Genomic DNA, 18,773 nt, shown 5'->3' with positions numbered 1-18,773 from the left:
CTTCAAATGGCAACACTTACTTCCCCACCTTGTATGCCATCAAACCACTTGAACTGTAATCGGTTGTCTTCCTTGCCCGACAGGTGCCAATCAAAACACTTAATCGTGGTCAATGGGGTCAAAGTATCCCTATCCGGATTGTACAGACAGATGTCAAAATCCGGTAACAGTTTGGAATCAGTCGTATTCCATTTTTCAAGCAGCAAGCCCTCTTCCATGAATTTCACCTTACTTCCAAAAATGTGATCCTGCAAAACCGAGGGTACGCCGTCTACGCGACGAAGTTGGAAGCAAGTCGGTCCGAATACGATCTGTTTGAACGGCTTTGCTTCCAAAAGACTCTCTGCCTGTGGCAAGGGTACCCAATCCGTCATTTTGTATGACTGTTCCTCCTTACCTTTCTTCAGACCTGCCAAAAGCCGTGATATTGCGGAAAACACGTAGGTGAGCCCAATGAAGAGTATCCCAAATGTCGCAATGATCGGATAGGATATGACAAAAACGGCATTCCAGATAAATCGAAAAAAGTAATGGAAGAAGAGGGAAATTTTTTGCATTTGGATCAATAGGAAATTTCTACCGGGAATCTAGGATTCACCGCCCGGAGTTGGTCATAAGCAGCTTTGGACAACTTGATGACCAATTTATTGTTGTCGCCTGTGTCAGGGAGTTTCCCGACCACCCTTGCGAAAATGGTAATGTCGTTTTCTTCGTTACGCACGCGCATAATCGTGCCGACAGGCGCATCGCGGTGTAGAACCAGATACTTTTTATTGTTGGCTGTACCCTCGATGACCTCCGCCAAGCCGGTTTCCTTAATGTTTTTGTAAGCCGTGCTTGCATTCGGGTCGACTCGCTCCGATGAGGAAGAACTCAGCGTTGCAGAGGACTTTTCATTATTGACAATGACCGGAACGGTAGCAGTCACGACCGGAACGTTGGAATTTGCTTCACGCCCGACCTTCAGCTTTTGACCTACAGAAATGCTATTCGAGCCAAGTCCATTCCAAGAACGGATATCATCCACAGAGCTGTTGTATTTCTGGGAAATGGAGAAAAGCGTTTCCCCTTGAGCTACCGTGTGGGTAATCCAATCACCAGGAAGTTGAGCGTTGTTTGCCACCTGAGTTGGTGCGGCAGGCTTCTCTATATTCTGGTTTTGCGGTGCAGGAGTTGAAGGCCTGTTTTCGAGAGGCTGACTTGGCTTCGGCTGTGTAGTCGCTGCAGCAGGAACGGTAGCGGAAGCTTTCGCGGAAGCTGCATTGGTACGGATTTCAAGTTTTTGCCCAACGGCAAGATCAGATCCACTCAGCTTATTCCAGCTGATGATGTCACCGACCGCGACATTGTATCTTTTTGAAATCGAAAACATGGTCTCCCCTTGCGCTACGGTATGGATTACTGAACCCGCGCTTGGGGTAGTTGTGGCAGGCTGCGCAGGCTTTGGCGTAGCAGGCGCGGGGGTTGGAGTGGTTGCTTTGGGCGTGTAGGGGATCCTGATACGCTGACCGATTTTGAGGCCCTCGGAAAGAATCGGATTCGTTTGCACCACTTCATTTACCGAAACCTGATACCGGCGTGAGATGCCAAAAAGCGTTTCTTTCTCGTCTACTTGGTGAATAATGAAGAACTTGTCCCCCACTTTTTCGACTCCTACCGAGTCCAGCGAAGAGTAATCGGCGGCGTTGACAGCAAGGCTCAGCAAAAGGCAAAATCCCAAAGCAAATGTTTTTCTCATGGATTAATCGGTACTTTAAAGCGTGTGCAAAGTTCCGCTTTATTTTTTCAATTCCAAGGAAAGGATGCGGAGTGTCCGCCTTACTTTTCCTAAACCTTACCAACGAAACACTTTAGGTTTTGATACGAAAGGTTAAAATTTGAGGTCGTTCCAGATACACCTTTCTTTACTAATTCGGCAAAGTAAATTTCCGCCGTTCCCAATCTGTCGAGCCAAGAAATCTGGAAAAGTCAATAAAGCAGGGTTGGGATTATCTTTTCCCCCTTTTATCCAATGTAAAATCCCCCCATGTGAATATGTTATTTTTATGATTGGAATTGACTTTATTTAACATCCTAAAACCTACATCAATCCATGAAAAAACGAATACTTACCCAAATGTACTTCTGGGGATTGCTGGCTTTGGTGGGTCTGATGCCCTTGCAAAGCAGTCTCTTTGCCCAGCAGGTCGACATGTCACTGTTCAAAAACATGAAGGCCCGGAGTATTGGGCCATCCGCCATGTCGGGCAGGATTACGGCGATCGATGCCGTCCATGAGAATCCCAACATCATCTACGCCGGATCTGCTTCCGGTGGACTTTGGAAATCCACCTCGGGAGGGGTCACTTTCGAGCCGATTTTTGACGAAGAAAAGGTTCACTCGATAGGCGCGATTTCCATTTACCAGAAAAACCCCAACATCATCTGGGTCGGCACGGGAGAAGGAAACCCGAGAAACTCGCTCAATATGGGCGCAGGCGTGTATCGTTCCCTTGACGCAGGACAGACTTGGCAGATGATGGGCTTGGAAAAAACCAAGGCCATCCACCGCATCATCGTACATCCAGATGATCCAAACACGGTTTTCGTGGGAGCGATTGGCTCTCCATGGGGTGAGCAAGAGGACCGTGGCGTGTACAAGACCACGGATGGCGGAAAAACTTGGAAGAAAATCCTCTATGTCGATACCAAGACAGGCGTCGGCGAGATGATCATGGATCCCAATAATCCCAACAAGCTTTTTGTGAATATGTGGGAGCACCGCAGATATCCGTGGTTTTTCAAATCCGGAGGCCCATCCTCTGGACTCTATGTGACCATTGATGGCGGGGAAAACTGGAAAAAACTGGACGACAAAAACGGCTTGCCAAAGGGTGACTTGGGTAGAATGGGCTTGGCAATGTCGAAAGCCAACAGCCAAAAAGTATATGCACTCATCGAATCCAGCAAAAATGCCCTCTACGTCTCCGAAGATGGGGGCAGCAATTTCAAAGTCATCAATGACAAGCCGGAAATCGGTGACCGTCCATTTTATTACTATGAAATCTATGCTGATCCCAAAAATGCTGACAGGTTATACACTTTGTATTCAAGGGTAGGCATCAGTGAGGATGGTGGTAGATCATTCAAGGAACTGCTCTCCTACGAAGGTGTACACCCCGACCACCATGCTTGGTATATCAATCCGCATGATCCGAAGATGATGATCGATGGCAACGATGGCGGTTTGAACGTGACCCGTGACGGTGGAAAGACCTGGCTTTTTGCCGAAGGCATTCCTGTCGGACAGTGGTACCATATCAATGTGGACAACGAAATCCCCTACAACATTTACGGCGGTCTTCAAGATAACGGAAGCTGGGTAGGACCAGCCTATGTTTGGAGGCAAGATGGGATCAGAAATACCTATTGGCAGGAAATCATGTTTGGAGATGGATTTGATGTTGTATCCGACCCTGAAAACTCTCGGTTTGGCTACGCTATGTCCCAAGGTGGGAACGTAGCGAGGTTCGATAAGGAGACCAGCCACCGTCGCATTATCCGCCCAACCCATCCAGATAAAAATGTTTTCCTGAGGTTCAACTGGAATGCAGCCATTGCACAAGATCCGCACAACGCGGCGACGATCTATTACGGAAGCCAATTCCTACACAAGAGTACGGACAGGGGCGAGACTTGGGAAATCATCTCTCCCGATTTGACAACCAACGATCCCGAAAAGCAGAAGCAGCAAGAAACCGGGGGGTTGACCTATGATATCACGGGTGCCGAAAACCATACCACCATCATTGCCATTGCGCCGAGTCCGGTAGATCCAAACGTGATTTGGGTGGGAACCGACGACGGCAACGTACAAGTAACCAAGGACGGCGGAAAAACTTGGACCAACACATCCGCCAAATTGACTGGACTACCCAAGGCAAGCTGGATTCCGCAAATCCAAGCCTCCCGGTATAATGCCGGAGAAGCATGGATCATTGCCAACAACTACAGGAACAATGACTTTAGTGCCTACGCTTACCGCACCAAAAACCATGGTGCATCTTTCGAAAGGATTGCCGACGACAGCAAGGTAAGCGGGTATACGCTCTCCATTGTGCAGGATCCCGTAGAGCCGAACCTGGTTTTTCTCGGCACGGAATTCGGATTGTATGTCAGTTTCGACAATGCCAAAACCTGGAACCAATGGAGACACGGCTATCCCAATGCAGTATCGACTTACGACATGGTCATCCAGGAAAGGGAGGCTGATTTGGTGATTGGTACCTTTGGCCGTTCCATTTATGTACTCGACAATATCCGACCTTTGCGTGAATTTGCCAGAAACTCTAGCAAGGCTCCAGCGGCTAAAATCACTGCCTTGCCTTCTCCCGATGCCTACCAAGCCCAAATCCATCAGCCGCACGGTGAAAGATTTGCGGCGAGCGCCAAGTATGCGGGCGAAAACAGGCCTTTTGGCGGCAGATTGGGATTCATCCTCAACGATGCCGGCAAGGAAAAACTTGACTCGGTGGTCATTTCGATCTACAATGCCGAGGGCGAGCAAATCCGCACCATCAAATCGCTACCGACTCAAGGTGTGAACCAAGTAATCTGGAATCTTGACAGAAAATCCTCCGTAGAAACCCCATCCTTCGGTGGCGGTGGCGGCGGAGGTCAGGGCGCTCGCTCCAGGGGATTCTTTGAACCAAGCGGAGGTCCCACACTGCCTGGCAAATACCGGGTTGCAATAGCCTATGGTGGAGAAAAATCAGAGACGGAAATCACCGTCCATGGTGACCCAAGAATCCAAGCTGAAATGGCCAATCTGAAGGCAAGGGAGAATTTCATCAAAGAAGTTGAATCGCTTTCAGGAGATGTGATGAAGGCTACGAGACAGCTCGATGAAGCCAAGCGCACCATCGACAAGCTGCTAGCCTATGCCAAGGATATTGACACAGAAGAAGTGAAAGCCTTGGTGAAAATGGCCAACGAGACCAAGAAGAAAGTGGACAAAACCAGGGAAGCGTTCTACGGTCCGACGATCGAAGGCCAGGGAATCACCCGTGGACTCTATCCTACGACGATGTCAAGGCTCTTCGCTCCACGAAGCTATGCGAATTCGTCATTCGGTGCCCCTGGCCCAACGGAACAGCGTCTTCTTGACCAAGCTAAGGAAAGCGCTAAGGAAGCCATGGTCGTCTGGAACGCCTTCATGGACAATGACTGGAAACCATTTGTAGAAAAGGCCCAAGCCACCCAAATCGACATCTTCAAGGAGATAGAAAAAGTGGAGATAAAATAATAAACACAAGTGTCCTGAATAAAAAACCCCGGCCAGTTTGGCCGGGGTTTTTTATTTTCCATAATGCGCTTGATAATATTGCTGATAGGCTCCTGAGGTGACATGGTCCAGCCAATCTTCGTTAGCGAGGTACCAGTCTATGGTTTTGCCGATACCTTCCTCAAACTGCAGCGAAGGTTCCCAGCCAAGTTCCCGCTGGATTTTGGAAGCGTCGATCGCATAGCGCAGGTCGTGGCCCGCCCTGTCTTTGACGAAGGTGATCAGATTAGCAGAGGTACCGGCACTTCTACCTAGTTTCTCATCCATTTTCTGGCAAAGCAACCTGACGATATCGATGTTTTTCCATTCATTAAACCCACCGATATTGTAGGTCTCTCCTATTTTCCCTTTGTGAAACACCACATCAATCGCCCGCGCGTGATCTACTACATACAGCCAATCGCGGACATTTTCGCCTTTCCCATACACAGGAAGCGGCTTGTTGTTGCGGATATTGTGGATACACAGTGGGATCAGTTTTTCGGGAAATTGATTGGGGCCGTAATTGTTGGAGCAATTGGAAATGACCGTGCGCAACTTGTAGGTATTCGCATAGGCCCGGACGAAATGGTCCGAAGAAGCCTTGGAAGCTGAATAGGGAGACTGAGGGTCGTATGCGGTGGATTCCGTGAAGAAGCCGCCATGGTCCAGGGAACCATACACTTCATCCGTGGAAACATGGTAAAACAAGCGGTCATCAGCGCCTTTCCAAAAATCTTTGGCCGCATTCAGCAAGTTGACCGTCCCTATCACATTGGTCTTCACAAAAGCCAAAGGATCGGAAATAGACCGATCTACATGGGACTCTGCAGCCAAATGAATCACGTCAGTAACTGAGTGTCTCTCAAAAGCCTGTTTGAGGCCGTTGGTATCAAGGATATCTACCTTCTCGAAAATATAATTCGGGGCATGTTCCACGTCCCGAAGGTTTTCCAAATTGCCTGCATATGTGAGACAATCAAGATTGATGATTCGATAATCGGGATATTTATTGACAAAAAGCCTTACCACATGGGAACCGATAAAGCCGGCCCCTCCGGTAATGAGGATGTTTTTTTTCATGCAAACAAATGTCGGAGAATTATCCCAAAAGGAAGTATGCTATGCTATTTTCCGTAAAAATCTCGGTACCAAGAGACAAATTTCGCAACACCTTCCTCCACAGGCGTGTTGGGCTTGTAACCCGTATCCCGAATCAAGTCCGATACGTCTGCATACGTGGCAGGAACGTCACCCATTTGAAGCGGAAGCATGTTTTTCTCGGCTGTTTTCCCGATTGCCTTCTCCAAAGCGCCGATATAATCCATCAATTCCACCGGCTTGGAGTTACCGATATTGTAAACCTTAAACGGCGCATAGGAAGACCCTGGATCCGGGTTGTCGCCTGACCACTCAGGGTTAGGTTTCGCAGGTCGGTCAGCAACACGGACGATGCCTTCCACGATATCGTCGATGTAGGTGAAATCCCTTTTCATCTTTCCGTGGTTGAACACATCAATCGGCTTGTTGGCCAACATAGCCTCTATAAACAGGAACAATGCCATATCTGGTCTTCCCCAAGGCCCATATACAGTAAAGAACCTCAATCCGGTCGTTGGAATACCAAACAGGTGGCTGTAGGTGTGCGCCATCAGTTCGTTGGACTTTTTGGTCGCGGCATAAAGACTGACTGGGTGGTCAATATTGTGGGTCGTGGCGAAGGGCATTTTGGTATTCGCACCATATACCGAACTGGACGATGCATACACCAAATGCTTGATCTTAAACGCACGGCATGCTTCTAGAATATTCAAGAATGCTTGAATATTGGCCGTTATGTAGGCATCCGGATTGGTGAGGGAGTATCTTACGCCCGCTTGGGCCGCCAAATTGATGACAACATCGATTCCCTCTTTGTCAAACACCTCTGTGAGTGCCTTTTTATTGGACAAATCCAGCTTGTAAAAAGTGTACGCCGGATACTTCGTTGATTTAATTCCTTGATTTTCTGTGATTTTGGACTTCTCTATACCGCAATGTTCCAATCGTCGGTATTTCAAATTTACATCATAATAATCGTTGATGTTGTCGACTCCTACGACTTCGTCACCTCTGTTTAGTAAATACTGAGCAACATGAAAACCAATAAATCCGGCTGTACCAGTAACAAGAAATTTCATTTGGATGCGGTTAAAATCAACCGCTAAAAAACAAATTAAATTTCAAATTGTATAAAACAGACTTACTTTTTGTCCAAAAAACTATCCGACCTTTTGCGTTTTTTCGATTCCCAGTAGTTTTCGGTAATTTTCTTCTATCAATTGATGGACGTAAGGACGCTGGTATTTTTCAAAAACTTCCGCGTAAAGATTCCCTGCCAAAGTCTGCATATAATCCCTTTTTACAAAGGCAAACTCCAGTGCCTCCTTCAGGAAATCGCTGTTTTTGACTTGAAAAACCAGCCCAGTCCTTCTGTTGGTGATGATATCCGAATTGCCCATGATATCGGAACAAATCACGGGCAACTGCATCGCACCTGCTTCCAAAAGGACATTTGGAAAACCCTCCCTATGCGAGGCATGCACCAAGACATCTGCCAAGGCATAATAATGCTCCACATGGTCGGTCCATTCGATTTGTACGATACGTGGGTGATCGACGATTTTCTTGTATATCTCCTCTGAAATCGGGTTCAATTCTTGTTCAAAAGAACCCAAAAGCACCAACTTTGCACGATCTGCAATCTTTGAGTTCAAGAAGGCTGTCACCAATTCCTCGATTCCTTTGTCTTTGACCAGCCTGCCAACAGCCAGAATGATGAAGTCATTTTCTCCGGGCATGATGCGCATCGTAGCTGCCACGAGGTGGTTTTCCTTCAAATTATCACGATTGAATCGGGAAAAATCGACTCCGTTGGAAGAACCTTCGCCAATGACGCTGAGCTTATCCTCGGCACACAATGCCTCTTTGACAATAAAATCTTTCAAAGCCGGGGAATTTGGCCATACATGGGTAGCGTTGGCGTAGGTCTTTTTTTCCGCCCATACCAACAGACCTTTTTTGTTTTTTTCAGCTGCCATTAGCGGCAGTCCGGCGACTGTGTGAATCCTTACCGGAACTCCGGCCAACTTTGCAGCCCACATGCCTAAAAGTCCTGCCTTGGGGGTATGTGTATGGACGATGTCGGGCTTTTCTTCCTTGAACAAATTGTAAAGTTTCCAAAGGCAAATCATATCCTGCCAAGGCGTGATCTGCCTTGTCAAAGGGACAACGCGGTGTTCTACACCCTCCCTTTTGACCACGTCGCGGACTTCTTTGCCGTCCGCGCTGATAGCCAAGACATCCCATCCGTTCTCTTTCATGTATTTCAATTGCCCGGCAAGAAGCAATTTCAAAGAAATGGGGACTGTCGTGATACGGATAAGTTTTGGCATACAGCTTTTTGTGTTTTGACGGCCAAAGTTAACCTTTTATTGTTTTGATGTCACTGAAAATTCGACGATTGGAGTGCGGAACTTTCACACATTGCCACAAGTACGCTAGTCGCCATCCTCCAATTGGAAAATCTCTTCCACGCCGACGTCAAAAACTTTGGCAATCTTTAGGGCCAAAACGGTCGAGGGCACATATTTACCCGCCTCGATCGAATTGACCGTCTGACGGGATACCTGAATCCGTTCGGCCAAGTCCTGTTGGGTCATGTCCTTTTTTGCCCGTTCCACCTTAAGGGAATTCTTCATCACCTTCAGAGATTAAGCCAAGAGAAGGTTCTTTTGCTGGTTCATCAGCACCCAGCGAAACCTAACAATAAAGAAAACCTGAAGCGAAAATGTATTGTAGCCCATAAACAACAGATAGTCGAAACTGTAAAACACCAAGGTCCCGACGATGGAAATCAGTGAATAAAGGTAAAAAGCCAACAGCAGGCTGTCCAGGCGCAGTTTTTGGATGTACTCGTCTTCGATTTTTTCTTTCGAAAAAGCTATCAAGAACAGCGACAAAAACGTGCCCACATAGGCGATTTCGTAGGTAAAATTCTCGTCCGAACCATAGAAGAGATTTCCTTCCTTGCGAAATCCATCCCAAGTAAGCCATGACAATTCAAACTCATAAACGCCGGAAAGCACCAGCAATAGGGCCAATGGCAGGAAAAGCGCCAAACCCACAAACTTCAGCGGATAGGGCAGGAGGAATTTAGTCAACATGATTTTAGGATTTATGATGGATTTTGTTCGTTGGACCTCCACTTTTGGTATTCGAAAGCAGCCCAAACATAGAGATTGAGAAGAAAGAGCACCATGCCGGCGGATATAGCTTCCGCATGGATGCTTCCGAACCGGAAGTAATTGACTATCAATACCGCCACCAAACCGCACATCAACCAAAAGAACCCGGTATGGAATGCCTGAAGCCGGAACGTCTTGATCATCTCGTCCTCGACTTTCTCCTTGCTCAGATTGAGCAGTGTCAAACCACAGGCCCAGCCCAGGTAAATAATCTCCGCAGCTTGGTCGGGATCGATACCTGTACGGAGAATTGCCATCGCAATTACCAAAAGCACTGAAACCGGAAAAAAGAGAAAGGCCAGTTTCCTCCATCTCCTGTCCAACATGGGGACGTGTAATAGTGAGAATGTTTTCATAATTGTAAAGATATTTTTACCAAATGTAAAGTATGTTTTACATTGAGTCAAGTTTTCTTGATAAAAAAAATATTCTATGGGCAAAAAACTCTTGAATCATTTTCTCCAAAAACCAATAAAATGCCCATTCCTTTCTACCTTTAAGTTCCAAACCATTAAACCCTAAGGCTATGCACTGGGAAAATATTAGAATTGCCATCATTGGCTGTGGCAATCTCGGCACTTCGATCGTCAACGGGCTTCTGGACCAGCCCGACTTTATTCCACAAAATCTCCACGTCACCAAGAGAAACCCTTCCAGCCTAATGCACTTTCAGGACAAAGGTGTGCGGGTACATTCTGACAATTCGTTGGCAGCCCAGGAATCTGATTTGGTGATCTTGGGCGTGAAGCCGTACAACGTGAATTCAATTCTGAAGGAAATCAATCCCGTCTTGGATCCAAAAAAACAGGTAGTCATTTCCTTGGCCACGGGTATTACTTTGGACGAAATGTTTGAGGTTCTCGACCCAAAAACTGTCGCGTTCCGAGCAATGCCCAATATTGCCGCGGATATTCGGGAGTCGATCACCTGCATTTGTGGCAGAAACAGCGATGAAAGCCATGAGAAGCAAGTCAAATCACTGTTCAACAGCATCGGATTCAGCATCACCATCGATGAAAGTCTGATGGAAGCTGCAACGGTCCTCGGTGCCTGCGGGATTGCGTATGTCTTGAGATTTATGCGGGCGATGATACAAGGTGGGATTCAAATAGGCTTTGACGCCAAGACTGCCAGCCTGATTGTCAACCAAACTGTGAAAGGTGCAGCGGAACTCATGATCCAAAAGAACATGCACCCTGAGGAAGCCATCGACAAAGTCACCACACCCAAAGGCTGTACCATCGTCGGCCTCAATGAGATGGAGCACCAGGGATTTTCGGCAGCGATGGTCCGTGGGGTACTCGCCTCGTACGAAAAAATCGAAAAGGTATAGATACAAAAAAGCCGGTTACCCGGCTTTTTTTATTTCTTCAACAATACATCTGCTGGCGGCGCCTTCCTGTTGGCCCTTTGGCTAGGATGGATAAAGGTGTAGAAAAACAGCCTAATCTCGTATTTATCCTGGGTCAAAAACACGGTACTCATGCCGTCATTCACCTCGTCATAGGTGTTTTTATCCTGTTTTTCGAGCCACTCGGGATCCAAGCTTCTGAACATCGAACTCATCGGAACGAAAGACATGTCGTCTTTTTGGATCAAAACGGGTCGTTGAAGCTTACCTCCCTTTACCGTTGCTTTCCCAAAATAGCACTCGCTTTTCCCCTGGTGAACGACGCTGATGACCACATCGTGTTGCCCGTCGGTTACCGGATTGGCGCCCCTTTCGGAAAATGCAATTAAATAATCTGTATAGCAACCCTCGATTCCTTTGGAATGGATACTGGTTGCTGATTGGGCTGTTGCTTGGAATGCTCCCGCAACAAAGACTAAAAACAAAAGAATTTTTTTCATGATTTTTTGGATTATAGAAGTTAAAATCTTCGAACCAAATTAGAAAGAATAAGTATTTGCAAGCAAAGATTCGCTAGGAAATCTTGCCCAATTTCGTGAATTGTTTCAATGCATGGATTAGTGTGTCAATGTCGACACAGAAAATCAGGCCTCAAAGCTTGCCAATTGTTCCAAAGTGATTTTCCCCTCATAGTAAGCTTTCCCAACGATGGCGCCATATACCCCGATCTTTTGCAAGTCCTCCAGGTCCGTTACACCGGAAACACCACCAGACGCGATCAGCCGGATTCCCGGAATTTCGGACAAAATATCCCGGTACAAATCGAGCGAAGGTCCCTGCAACAGGCCATCCTTGGCCACGTCGGTACAAATCACATGGGATAGCCCTTTAGCGAAATATTTTTTGATAAATGAAATCACTTCCTCACCGGATGTTTCCTGCCAGCCTGATACGGCGATTTTACGGTCCTTTGCATCTGCGCCTAGGATGATTTTTTCGCCGCCAAACTGCTTAATCCAAGAATCAAAAAGTGCCGGGTTCTTCACTGCGATGCTCCCACCCGTTACCTGATGCGCCCCAAGTGAAAAAGCCAAGGCAATATCATCGTCTGATTGCACACCCCCTCCGAAGTCTACCTTCAGCGAGGTGCCTGAGGCAATCGATCTCAAGACCGCCCCATTGATAATCCGCTTTGCTTTGGCACCATCCAAATCGACCAAATGCAGGCGCTTGATGCCGGCATCCTCGAAGCGCTTGGCCATTTCCAATGGACTGTCATGGTATACTTTTTTTTGGGAATAATCACCTTGGGTGAGTCGGACGCACTGTCCGTCGATGAGGTCTATGGCTGGGATGATGTGCATTGTCTAGACGAGAGATGTGAGATACAAGATATGAGAAAATGCTAGAAAGGTGCCTGATGAGCGATGTTGGATGACCTGTGAAGTGGGTTAGAAAGGTGGCTAGCCAACCATTAACTCAATAACCCAATAGCTATTTTTCACCAATCCTAAGGAAATTCTCCAAAATTCGTTCCCCCACTTTCCCACTCTTCTCTGGATGCGCCTGCATGGCGTAGAAATTATCCCGATGCATGAGCGCCGCGAAATCATGGATATAGTGGGTTTTGGCAATGGTAAAATCAGATAGCTCGCAGAAAAAGCTGTGGACATAGTACACAAATGCCGTTTCATCCAATCCGTTCAGAAGTGGGTGTCCAAGGTCAAAGAGATTGTTCCATCCGACATGAGGCACTTTGAATTCCTCATGGCTTTCGGGAATGAAGCGCTTCACCTTGACCGGAAATACACCCAAGCACGGCGTATCGTTTTCTTCTGAATATTCGCAAAGGAGCTGCTGCCCCAGGCAAACACCAAAAAAGGGCTGTCTGAGTTGGGGAATCAAGAGGTCGAGCTTCTTTTCCTTCAGGTAACGCATGGCCGTACTCGCTTCGCCTTGCCCCGGGAAAATCACCTTATCTGCCTTTTGGATGGTATCAAAGTCGTCGGTCAAGACAGCGTCGACGCCCAGCCTTTCCAGTGCGTAAAGGACCGATTGGACATTGCCTGCGTTGTATTTGATGACTGCTACCTGCATGCTAGATGTGAGATTTGAGACGTGAGATTTGAGACGTGAGATGGATTTACAGATAACAGATGAAGAAATACTCCCCAATTATTTGAAACTTCTTGAAAATCCAGCTATTGACCATGGACTATCGACTATCGACTCATTTGGCTGCCTCCGCGACCATTTCCTCAAGCACTTCCTCAATCTCCGGCAATGAACGGTACAATTGCTCATAGCTGTCGATGACGAAGTATTTGTCCTGAAATTTGTCTTTCCAGTATGGCGTATTCATGATCCTTCTGACATCATATGGAAGGTGGGCAGGTGTATCGGAAAGACTGAACTTGGTCTCTCCCGCCGAACTTAGGATTCCTGCGCCATAAATGCGCAATTCACCTTCTTCACGAATCAGTCCGAATTCGATTGTAAACCAATAGATTCTCGACAGCAGTTCAATGGCCCATTTATCGTCTATATGCTTCAGCGCAATTCCGCTGAGATTTTCGAGGAAATCCACATAATGCTGATTGGTCAGCATGGGCATATGTGCAAATGCATCGTGGAACATGTCCGGCTCCTCGAGGTAATCCAACTGCTCCATCTTTCGCAACCAAGTCGAGGAGCAAAAGCGCTTGTTGTTCATCAGCCCGAAAAACAAGTCGTCGTCAATCAGACCTGGCACCACTTGGATCGCCCAGCCCGTGGACTTTGCCAACCTTTTGTTGACATCTTCGAAATCAGCGATTCGGTCGGCGGTGAAATTGATGGTTTTGATTCCATCCAGATAAGCTTTTGATGCTGCTTTGGGGAGATTGACGATCTGTCTTTCGAAAAGGATCCTCCAGACTTTGAAGTCCTCCTCCGTGTAGGCCGCATAGTCCTGCCGCATGGCTTTTAATCTCGGGTCCGAAAAGACCCAGTCTTTGGGTTTATTCATGGTAAGCATATTTGGGTTTGGGTGTAAAGATAGGCGAAAGCGCAAAAGGTTGAAAGGTTAAAGAGTTATAAGGTTATAAGGTTGAAAGGTTACAAGTTTTGGTATTTGCATCAATGGTAATTAACCCATTAGACTTAAAACTTCCCAACTTTTTCAAACTCAAACCTCCTAACCCTACAATAACTCAAACCCCTTCCGCATCTCGAATGTTTTTCGGATCCAGTCCGCCAGACGGGCACTTTGTGCGAAGTCAAGGGTTTGCTGTCCGTCGGAATAGGCTTTTTCGGGCACCTCATGGGTTTCGTAGATGATGCCATCCGCTCCGGCCATCACGCCTGCCAAGGCCATTTGGGGCACATACTCACGGATACCGATGCCATGGGAGGGATCGACGATCACGGGTAAGTGCGATTTGGCTTTGAGGATTGGGACGGCATTGAGATCGAGGGTATTGCGGCTGGCGCGTTCGTAGGTACGGATTCCCCGTTCACAAAGAATGAGTTTTTCATTTCCGCCGGAAAAGACGTATTCAGCGGACTGCAACAGTTCTTCGATGGTCCCCGAAATCCCCCTTTTGATCATTACGGCTTTGTCCACCTTTCCCAATTCGTCCAGAAGGTTGAAATTTTGAGTATTTCTTGCGCCCACTTGGTAAACGTCGGTGTAGGGATACATTTCCTCGATTTGGGACACCTGCATCACTTCGGTGACGATCTTGATCCCCGCGGCCGATGCCAAGTCATGCCATAGTTTCAAGCCCTCGATGCCCATGCCTCGAAAAGCATAAGGGCTTGTCCTTGGTTTGAAAACACCGCCCCGCATCATGCGGATGCCGGATTCCTGTAGGTGGGCTATCACTTTTTTGATTTGGTCCTCGGACTCGATCGAGCAGGGTCCTGCGATGATGGCCATGTCGCCGTCCTTGATACAAACCCCGTCACCGAGGTCAATGGTGGTCGGACTGACCTTCCATTTTTTGGAAACAAGCTTGTACTCATCCGACACGATATGGATGTCTTGGATGCCTTCCATTTGTCCGATTTTGCGGATGTCAAAATCTTTCTTGCCGATGCCAATAAGATAATCCCCCAATTGGGTCTTGACCTCGGTGGTTTTGTAGCCGATTTTGTTGACCTCTGCAATCAGGGAATCTTTTTGGCTATCAGAAATGGATTCTTTGAGTTGGATAATCATGGATTACTGGATTACAGAGCGGATATAGGAGATGATATCAGCGCTCAGGTTTTGACTGTTTTTGATGGTCTTGATAAATGCGCTTCCGATGATCGCACCGTGGCTGTAAATGCAGGCAGTATTGAATGTGGAATTGTCAGAAATCCCAAACCCGATCAAGCGCGGGTTTTTCAATTCCATGGATTTTACCCGGTTGAAATACTCGATCTGCTCTCCACTGATATCGGCTTTGGCGCCTGTGATGCTATGGCTGGAAACCATGTAGATAAATCCATTGGACTTCTCATCGATCTCACGAATGCGGGCTGCGCTGGTTTGGGGCGAAATCAGGAAGGTATTCCGCAAGCCATATTGGTCGAACATTTCCTTGTAATCGTCCAAATACTGTTGCATCGGAAGGTCGGGAAGGATGAGGCCATCTACGCCGACGGTTTGGCATTTTTTGCAAAAATCCTCTATCCCAAACTGAATGATCGGATTCAGGTATCCCATTAGGATTACTGGAATTTGAACCGTTTCTCGCATTTTTTCCAATTGTGAAAAAAGCTTCTTCAAGCTCATGCCGTTTTGCAGGGCAACCATATTGCTATCCTGAATGGTCGGTCCATCCGCTATAGGGTCAGAATACGGCACACCGACTTCGATGATATCGGCACCTGCGGCTTGGATCGCCTCCATGATGGGGAGCGTATCTTCCAAATGCGGGAATCCCGCAGTAAAATAGATGGACAGCACACGCTGTTTTTTTTGCTGAAATAACTGGTCTATTCGGTTCATTTGCTTAGACGTGAGATTTGGATTTGAGAAATGAGACGGGGACTGATGGCGGAAGAAGAAAGTTAAATGACCGAAATCGAATTAATGAGATGCGAATTTTGATTCAAGGATCTTGTCGCCTTTCTCTCGGCTCTTTGATTCTCGGCTCTTGTCTCTCGCTTCTAGGCTCTTGTCTCATGTTTCTTGCCTCGTACTTTAAACTTCGTAATTCGAACTTTTCAATATCCTCCCCATTTGATATACGTTTCCAAATCCTTGTCGCCACGCCCCGATAGGTTGATGACGATGACATCGTCTTTTTGGTATTGGATCATATTCAAGGCATGGATGGCGTGGGCACTTTCGATGGCGGGAATGATGCCTTCCAATCTGCTGAGTTCGATGCCTGCCTTCATGGCGTCTTCGTCCTCCACAGCCACAAATTCGGCCCTCCCGATATCATGCAGGTGCGCATGTACCGGCCCGATGCCTGGATAATCCAAACCGGCCGAAATGGAATGTGGCTCAACCACTTGCCCGTCCTCCGTCTGCATCAGTAAAGTCTTGCTCCCATGCAATACACCGGGCGTACCCAAGACCGTTGTGGCAGCGGATTTTCCCGAATTGATGCCCAAGCCCGCTGCCTCGGCAGCGATAAGCCTTACCTGCGGCACGTTGTAATAGTGATAAAATGCCCCCGCCGCATTGCTGCCACCACCAACACAGGCGATGACGATATCCGGATTTGGAGTTCCTTCTTTTTCCAAAAGTTGGGACTTGATTTCTTGGGAAATTACCGATTGGAAGCGGGCGACCATCTCGGGATAAGGATGGGGACCGACAACCGAACCGATGATGTAATGCGTGTCGACGGGATTATTGATCCACTGGCGCATGGCCTCGTTGGTGGCGTCCTTGAGGGTTTGGCTGCCGGAAGTGGCAGGGACAACTTTGGCGCCCAAAATCTTCATCCGCTCCACGTTGGGTCGCTGCCGTTGGATATCCAAGGCACCCATGTAAACCGTGCAGTCCATCCCCATCAGTGCACACACGGTCGCCGTCGCCACACCGTGTTGGCCGGCGCCTGTCTCTGCAATGATCCTCTTTTTCCCAAGCTTTTTGGCCAAGATGATCTGTCCAACGGTATTGTTGACCTTGTGGGCGCCCGTATGGCAAAGATCTTCCCGCTTGAGGTAAATCTTCGCTCCGTGCTTTTCCGAAAGCCTCGACGCAAAATACAGAGGCGTCGGCCTGCCTACAAAATCGCGCAGCAGCATCTGAAATTCCTCCTGAAAGTCGGGGGAGGCTACGATCTGTTCCCAGTTTTCCCTGAGTTCCTCGATGTTGGGATGCAGCATTTCGGGGATGTAGGCTCCACCAAATTTGCCATAGAAGCCTTTTTCGTCTATCTGTATCATGATTTTATGTTTAACGACCTATGCTGGAAGCAGGAAATATGGAGTCAGAAACATGAATAGATTTTGCCCATTAATTTCATCTTCCTAAAGCACTCAGTCTTGAATCTTGTGTCTTATGTCTTTAAATAATCCCAAAACTTTCGTACTAAGCTAATATCCTTTACCCCAGGTTTGGTTTCAAATTTGGAATTGATATCGATTCCCTGCATTTGGGGTATTCTGGCCTGAAGATCCTTGATCGCCTCCGCGTGTTCAATTGCCAAGCCGCCGCTAAGCATAAATGGAGTCGACAACGGATAATCCAGCAACAAGTCCCAATTGAATGTCCTTCCACTTCCCCCGTGGCTTTTGGAAAATGTATCGAAAAGGAAGCAATCGACGACATTTTGGTAGGGCAGAAGCCTTTTCCAATCCATCTCCTCCCCTACCAAAAACACCTTCCAAACCGACTTGCCCGTTTTTTCCTTCAGCATGTTCGCAAATTCAGGACTTTCATCCCCATGCAATTGGATCGCATCCAAACCAAACAAGCCGACCTTTTCGCTTATCTCCTCCATGCTTGCATTGACAAAAACACCTACTTTGTTCACCCTGAAGTTCCGGATCGATTCAGCAAGCGCATTTTCGACAAACCTTGGCGAAGGTGGATAGAAGATCAGACCCATCCAATCTGGCTGGACCACTTCCACCAAATCACGGATATTGTCCGGATCCCGCATGCCACAGACCTTCAACTTCATGGCAGTACCTGAATATCCTTTTGTAGTGCCAAAAGGTTGCGATAGGCATTCATGAAATTGAGCGCGGCCTGTTGTGGACGACTGGTTTTCATGAAGTTTTCTCCAATCAAAAACCCTTGAAAACCAGCATTCTTGAGTTGGACTAAGGTTTCGGGCTCGGAAATTCCGCTTTCGGAAATCTTGACAAATTCATTTGGAATTCGATCCACGAGCGAAAACGAAGTGTCCAATGAAACATCAAATGTCTTGAGGCTGCGGTTATTTACACCCACCAAATCCAAGTGTGGATTGAGGGAAGACTCAAGTTCTGGCAAGTCATGTACTTCCATCAGGACTTCCATCCCAAGCGAATGTGCAAACTCGGCCAATCCACTCAGCCTTTTTGGTTCGAGTGCCGCTGCAATAAGCAGGATACAATCCGCACCGATGGATTTGGCTTCGAGGATTTGGTATTCATCGATGATGAAGTCCTTTCGGAGGATGGGGCAGAAATTGAACTTCCGGGCCAAGGTGAGGTCTTCGTTTTTTCCGCCAAAGAAATGTTGGTCAGTCAGTATAGACAATGCCGAAGCGCCAGCCTGCATGTAGCCGATGTGCCTGTTGCACAACTCGTTGACGGAAGATACAAATTAATTTAGTTTTTGGTAACCGAAGGCTTAACAAATTGTTTAAAATATTGATATACAGTTGTTTAAGTAGTAATTTTTGCCTATTTTAAG

General features: G+C 47.3%; 18 protein-coding genes and 1 pseudogene. 2 read left to right on the top strand and 17 right to left on the bottom strand.

Annotated features, from left to right (window positions below; translation table 11 throughout):
* Nucleotides 1-2: 2 nt before the first annotated feature.
* Both L0U89_RS19725 and L0U89_RS19720 read right to left on the bottom strand, forming a co-directional pair.
* Nucleotides 3-557 carry a hypothetical protein gene (locus tag L0U89_RS19725; RefSeq protein ID WP_234863102.1) on the bottom strand — a complete coding sequence of 185 codons (555 nt, stop codon included), beginning with the start codon at nt 555-557 and terminating at the stop codon, nt 3-5.
* A 5-nt stretch (nt 558-562) separates the two neighbouring features.
* The gene (locus L0U89_RS19720) at nt 563-1,738 is read right to left on the bottom strand and encodes a LysM peptidoglycan-binding domain-containing protein (RefSeq protein ID WP_234863101.1); all 1,176 of its coding nucleotides are present in this window, start codon (nt 1,736-1,738) and stop codon (nt 563-565) included.
* 378 nt (nt 1,739-2,116) lie between these two features.
* Between L0U89_RS19720 and L0U89_RS19715 the strand changes: the two genes are divergently transcribed.
* The gene (locus L0U89_RS19715; RefSeq protein ID WP_234863113.1) at nt 2,117-5,284 is read left to right on the top strand and encodes a VPS10 domain-containing protein; all 3,168 of its coding nucleotides are present in this window, start codon (nt 2,117-2,119) and stop codon (nt 5,282-5,284) included.
* 51 nt (nt 5,285-5,335) lie between these two features.
* Here the strand turns inward: L0U89_RS19715 and rfbB are convergent, their stop codons facing one another.
* The 6 genes from rfbB to L0U89_RS19685 form a co-directional block, all read right to left on the bottom strand.
* Nucleotides 5,336-6,385: a dTDP-glucose 4,6-dehydratase gene (gene rfbB / locus L0U89_RS19710; protein WP_234863100.1), complete on the bottom strand. Its 1,050-nt coding sequence runs from the start codon at nt 6,383-6,385 to the stop codon at nt 5,336-5,338.
* A 44-nt stretch (nt 6,386-6,429) separates the two neighbouring features.
* The gene (locus tag L0U89_RS19705; RefSeq protein WP_234863099.1) at nt 6,430-7,482 is read right to left on the bottom strand and encodes an NAD-dependent epimerase; all 1,053 of its coding nucleotides are present in this window, start codon (nt 7,480-7,482) and stop codon (nt 6,430-6,432) included.
* A gap of 81 nt (nt 7,483-7,563) precedes the next feature.
* Nucleotides 7,564-8,736: a glycosyltransferase family 4 protein gene (locus tag L0U89_RS19700; RefSeq protein WP_234863098.1), complete on the bottom strand. Its 1,173-nt coding sequence runs from the start codon at nt 8,734-8,736 to the stop codon at nt 7,564-7,566.
* A 105-nt stretch (nt 8,737-8,841) separates the two neighbouring features.
* Nucleotides 8,842-9,042, bottom strand: a complete 201-nt coding sequence (locus L0U89_RS19695) for a helix-turn-helix transcriptional regulator (RefSeq protein ID WP_040479635.1) — start codon at nt 9,040-9,042, stop codon at nt 8,842-8,844.
* A gap of 12 nt (nt 9,043-9,054) precedes the next feature.
* Nucleotides 9,055-9,507 carry a hypothetical protein gene (locus tag L0U89_RS19690; protein WP_234863097.1) on the bottom strand — a complete coding sequence of 151 codons (453 nt, stop codon included), beginning with the start codon at nt 9,505-9,507 and terminating at the stop codon, nt 9,055-9,057.
* 11 nt (nt 9,508-9,518) lie between these two features.
* Nucleotides 9,519-9,944, bottom strand: coding sequence for a hypothetical protein (locus tag L0U89_RS19685; RefSeq protein ID WP_234863096.1), 426 nt, complete (start codon nt 9,942-9,944; stop codon nt 9,519-9,521).
* Between the two features lie 170 nt (nt 9,945-10,114).
* Here L0U89_RS19685 and proC point away from each other — a divergent pair, with 170 nt between their 5' ends.
* Nucleotides 10,115-10,921, top strand: a complete 807-nt coding sequence (gene proC / locus L0U89_RS19680; protein ID WP_234863095.1) for a pyrroline-5-carboxylate reductase — start codon at nt 10,115-10,117, stop codon at nt 10,919-10,921.
* A gap of 29 nt (nt 10,922-10,950) precedes the next feature.
* Here proC and L0U89_RS19675 read toward each other — a convergent pair whose 3' ends face one another.
* The 9 genes and pseudogenes from L0U89_RS19675 to L0U89_RS19635 all read right to left on the bottom strand — a co-directional run.
* The gene (locus L0U89_RS19675; RefSeq protein ID WP_234863094.1) at nt 10,951-11,439 is read right to left on the bottom strand and encodes a hypothetical protein; all 489 of its coding nucleotides are present in this window, start codon (nt 11,437-11,439) and stop codon (nt 10,951-10,953) included.
* A gap of 144 nt (nt 11,440-11,583) precedes the next feature.
* Nucleotides 11,584-12,303, bottom strand: a complete 720-nt coding sequence (gene hisA, locus L0U89_RS19670) for a 1-(5-phosphoribosyl)-5-[(5-phosphoribosylamino)methylideneamino]imidazole-4-carboxamide isomerase (RefSeq protein ID WP_234863093.1) — start codon at nt 12,301-12,303, stop codon at nt 11,584-11,586.
* A gap of 130 nt (nt 12,304-12,433) precedes the next feature.
* Nucleotides 12,434-13,036: an imidazole glycerol phosphate synthase subunit HisH gene (gene hisH, locus L0U89_RS19665; RefSeq protein WP_234863092.1), complete on the bottom strand. Its 603-nt coding sequence runs from the start codon at nt 13,034-13,036 to the stop codon at nt 12,434-12,436.
* A gap of 133 nt (nt 13,037-13,169) precedes the next feature.
* Complete coding sequence (locus L0U89_RS19660) at nt 13,170-13,946, bottom strand: phenylalanine 4-monooxygenase (RefSeq protein ID WP_234863091.1); 777 nt, start codon at nt 13,944-13,946, stop codon at nt 13,170-13,172.
* Between the two features lie 174 nt (nt 13,947-14,120).
* On the bottom strand, nt 14,121-15,140 hold the full coding sequence (gene aroF / locus L0U89_RS19655) for a 3-deoxy-7-phosphoheptulonate synthase (RefSeq protein WP_234863090.1): 1,020 nt from the start codon (nt 15,138-15,140) through the stop codon (nt 14,121-14,123).
* Nucleotides 15,141-15,143: 3 nt separating this feature from the next.
* Nucleotides 15,144-15,917 carry a tryptophan synthase subunit alpha gene (trpA, locus tag L0U89_RS19650; RefSeq protein ID WP_234863089.1) on the bottom strand — a complete coding sequence of 258 codons (774 nt, stop codon included), beginning with the start codon at nt 15,915-15,917 and terminating at the stop codon, nt 15,144-15,146.
* A 218-nt stretch (nt 15,918-16,135) separates the two neighbouring features.
* Nucleotides 16,136-17,314: a tryptophan synthase subunit beta gene (trpB, locus tag L0U89_RS19645; RefSeq protein ID WP_234863088.1), complete on the bottom strand. Its 1,179-nt coding sequence runs from the start codon at nt 17,312-17,314 to the stop codon at nt 16,136-16,138.
* A 113-nt stretch (nt 17,315-17,427) separates the two neighbouring features.
* Nucleotides 17,428-18,054 (bottom strand): phosphoribosylanthranilate isomerase, encoded by a 627-nt coding sequence (locus tag L0U89_RS19640; protein WP_234863087.1) that lies wholly within the window; start codon nt 18,052-18,054, stop codon nt 17,428-17,430.
* Nucleotides 18,051-18,647, bottom strand: a pseudogene (locus tag L0U89_RS19635) (indole-3-glycerol phosphate synthase TrpC); the annotation flags it as partial. The pseudogene L0U89_RS19635 and the gene L0U89_RS19640, both read right to left, overlap by 4 nt.
* Nucleotides 18,648-18,773: the final 126 nt, after the last annotated feature.

This window comes from Mariniradius sediminis (assembly GCF_021491425.1).
Taxonomy (GTDB): domain Bacteria; phylum Bacteroidota; class Bacteroidia; order Cytophagales; family Cyclobacteriaceae; genus Mariniradius; species Mariniradius saccharolyticus.
The sequence above is the reverse complement of the archived record's forward strand: the minus strand, read 5'-3'. Positions and strand labels throughout refer to the sequence as shown.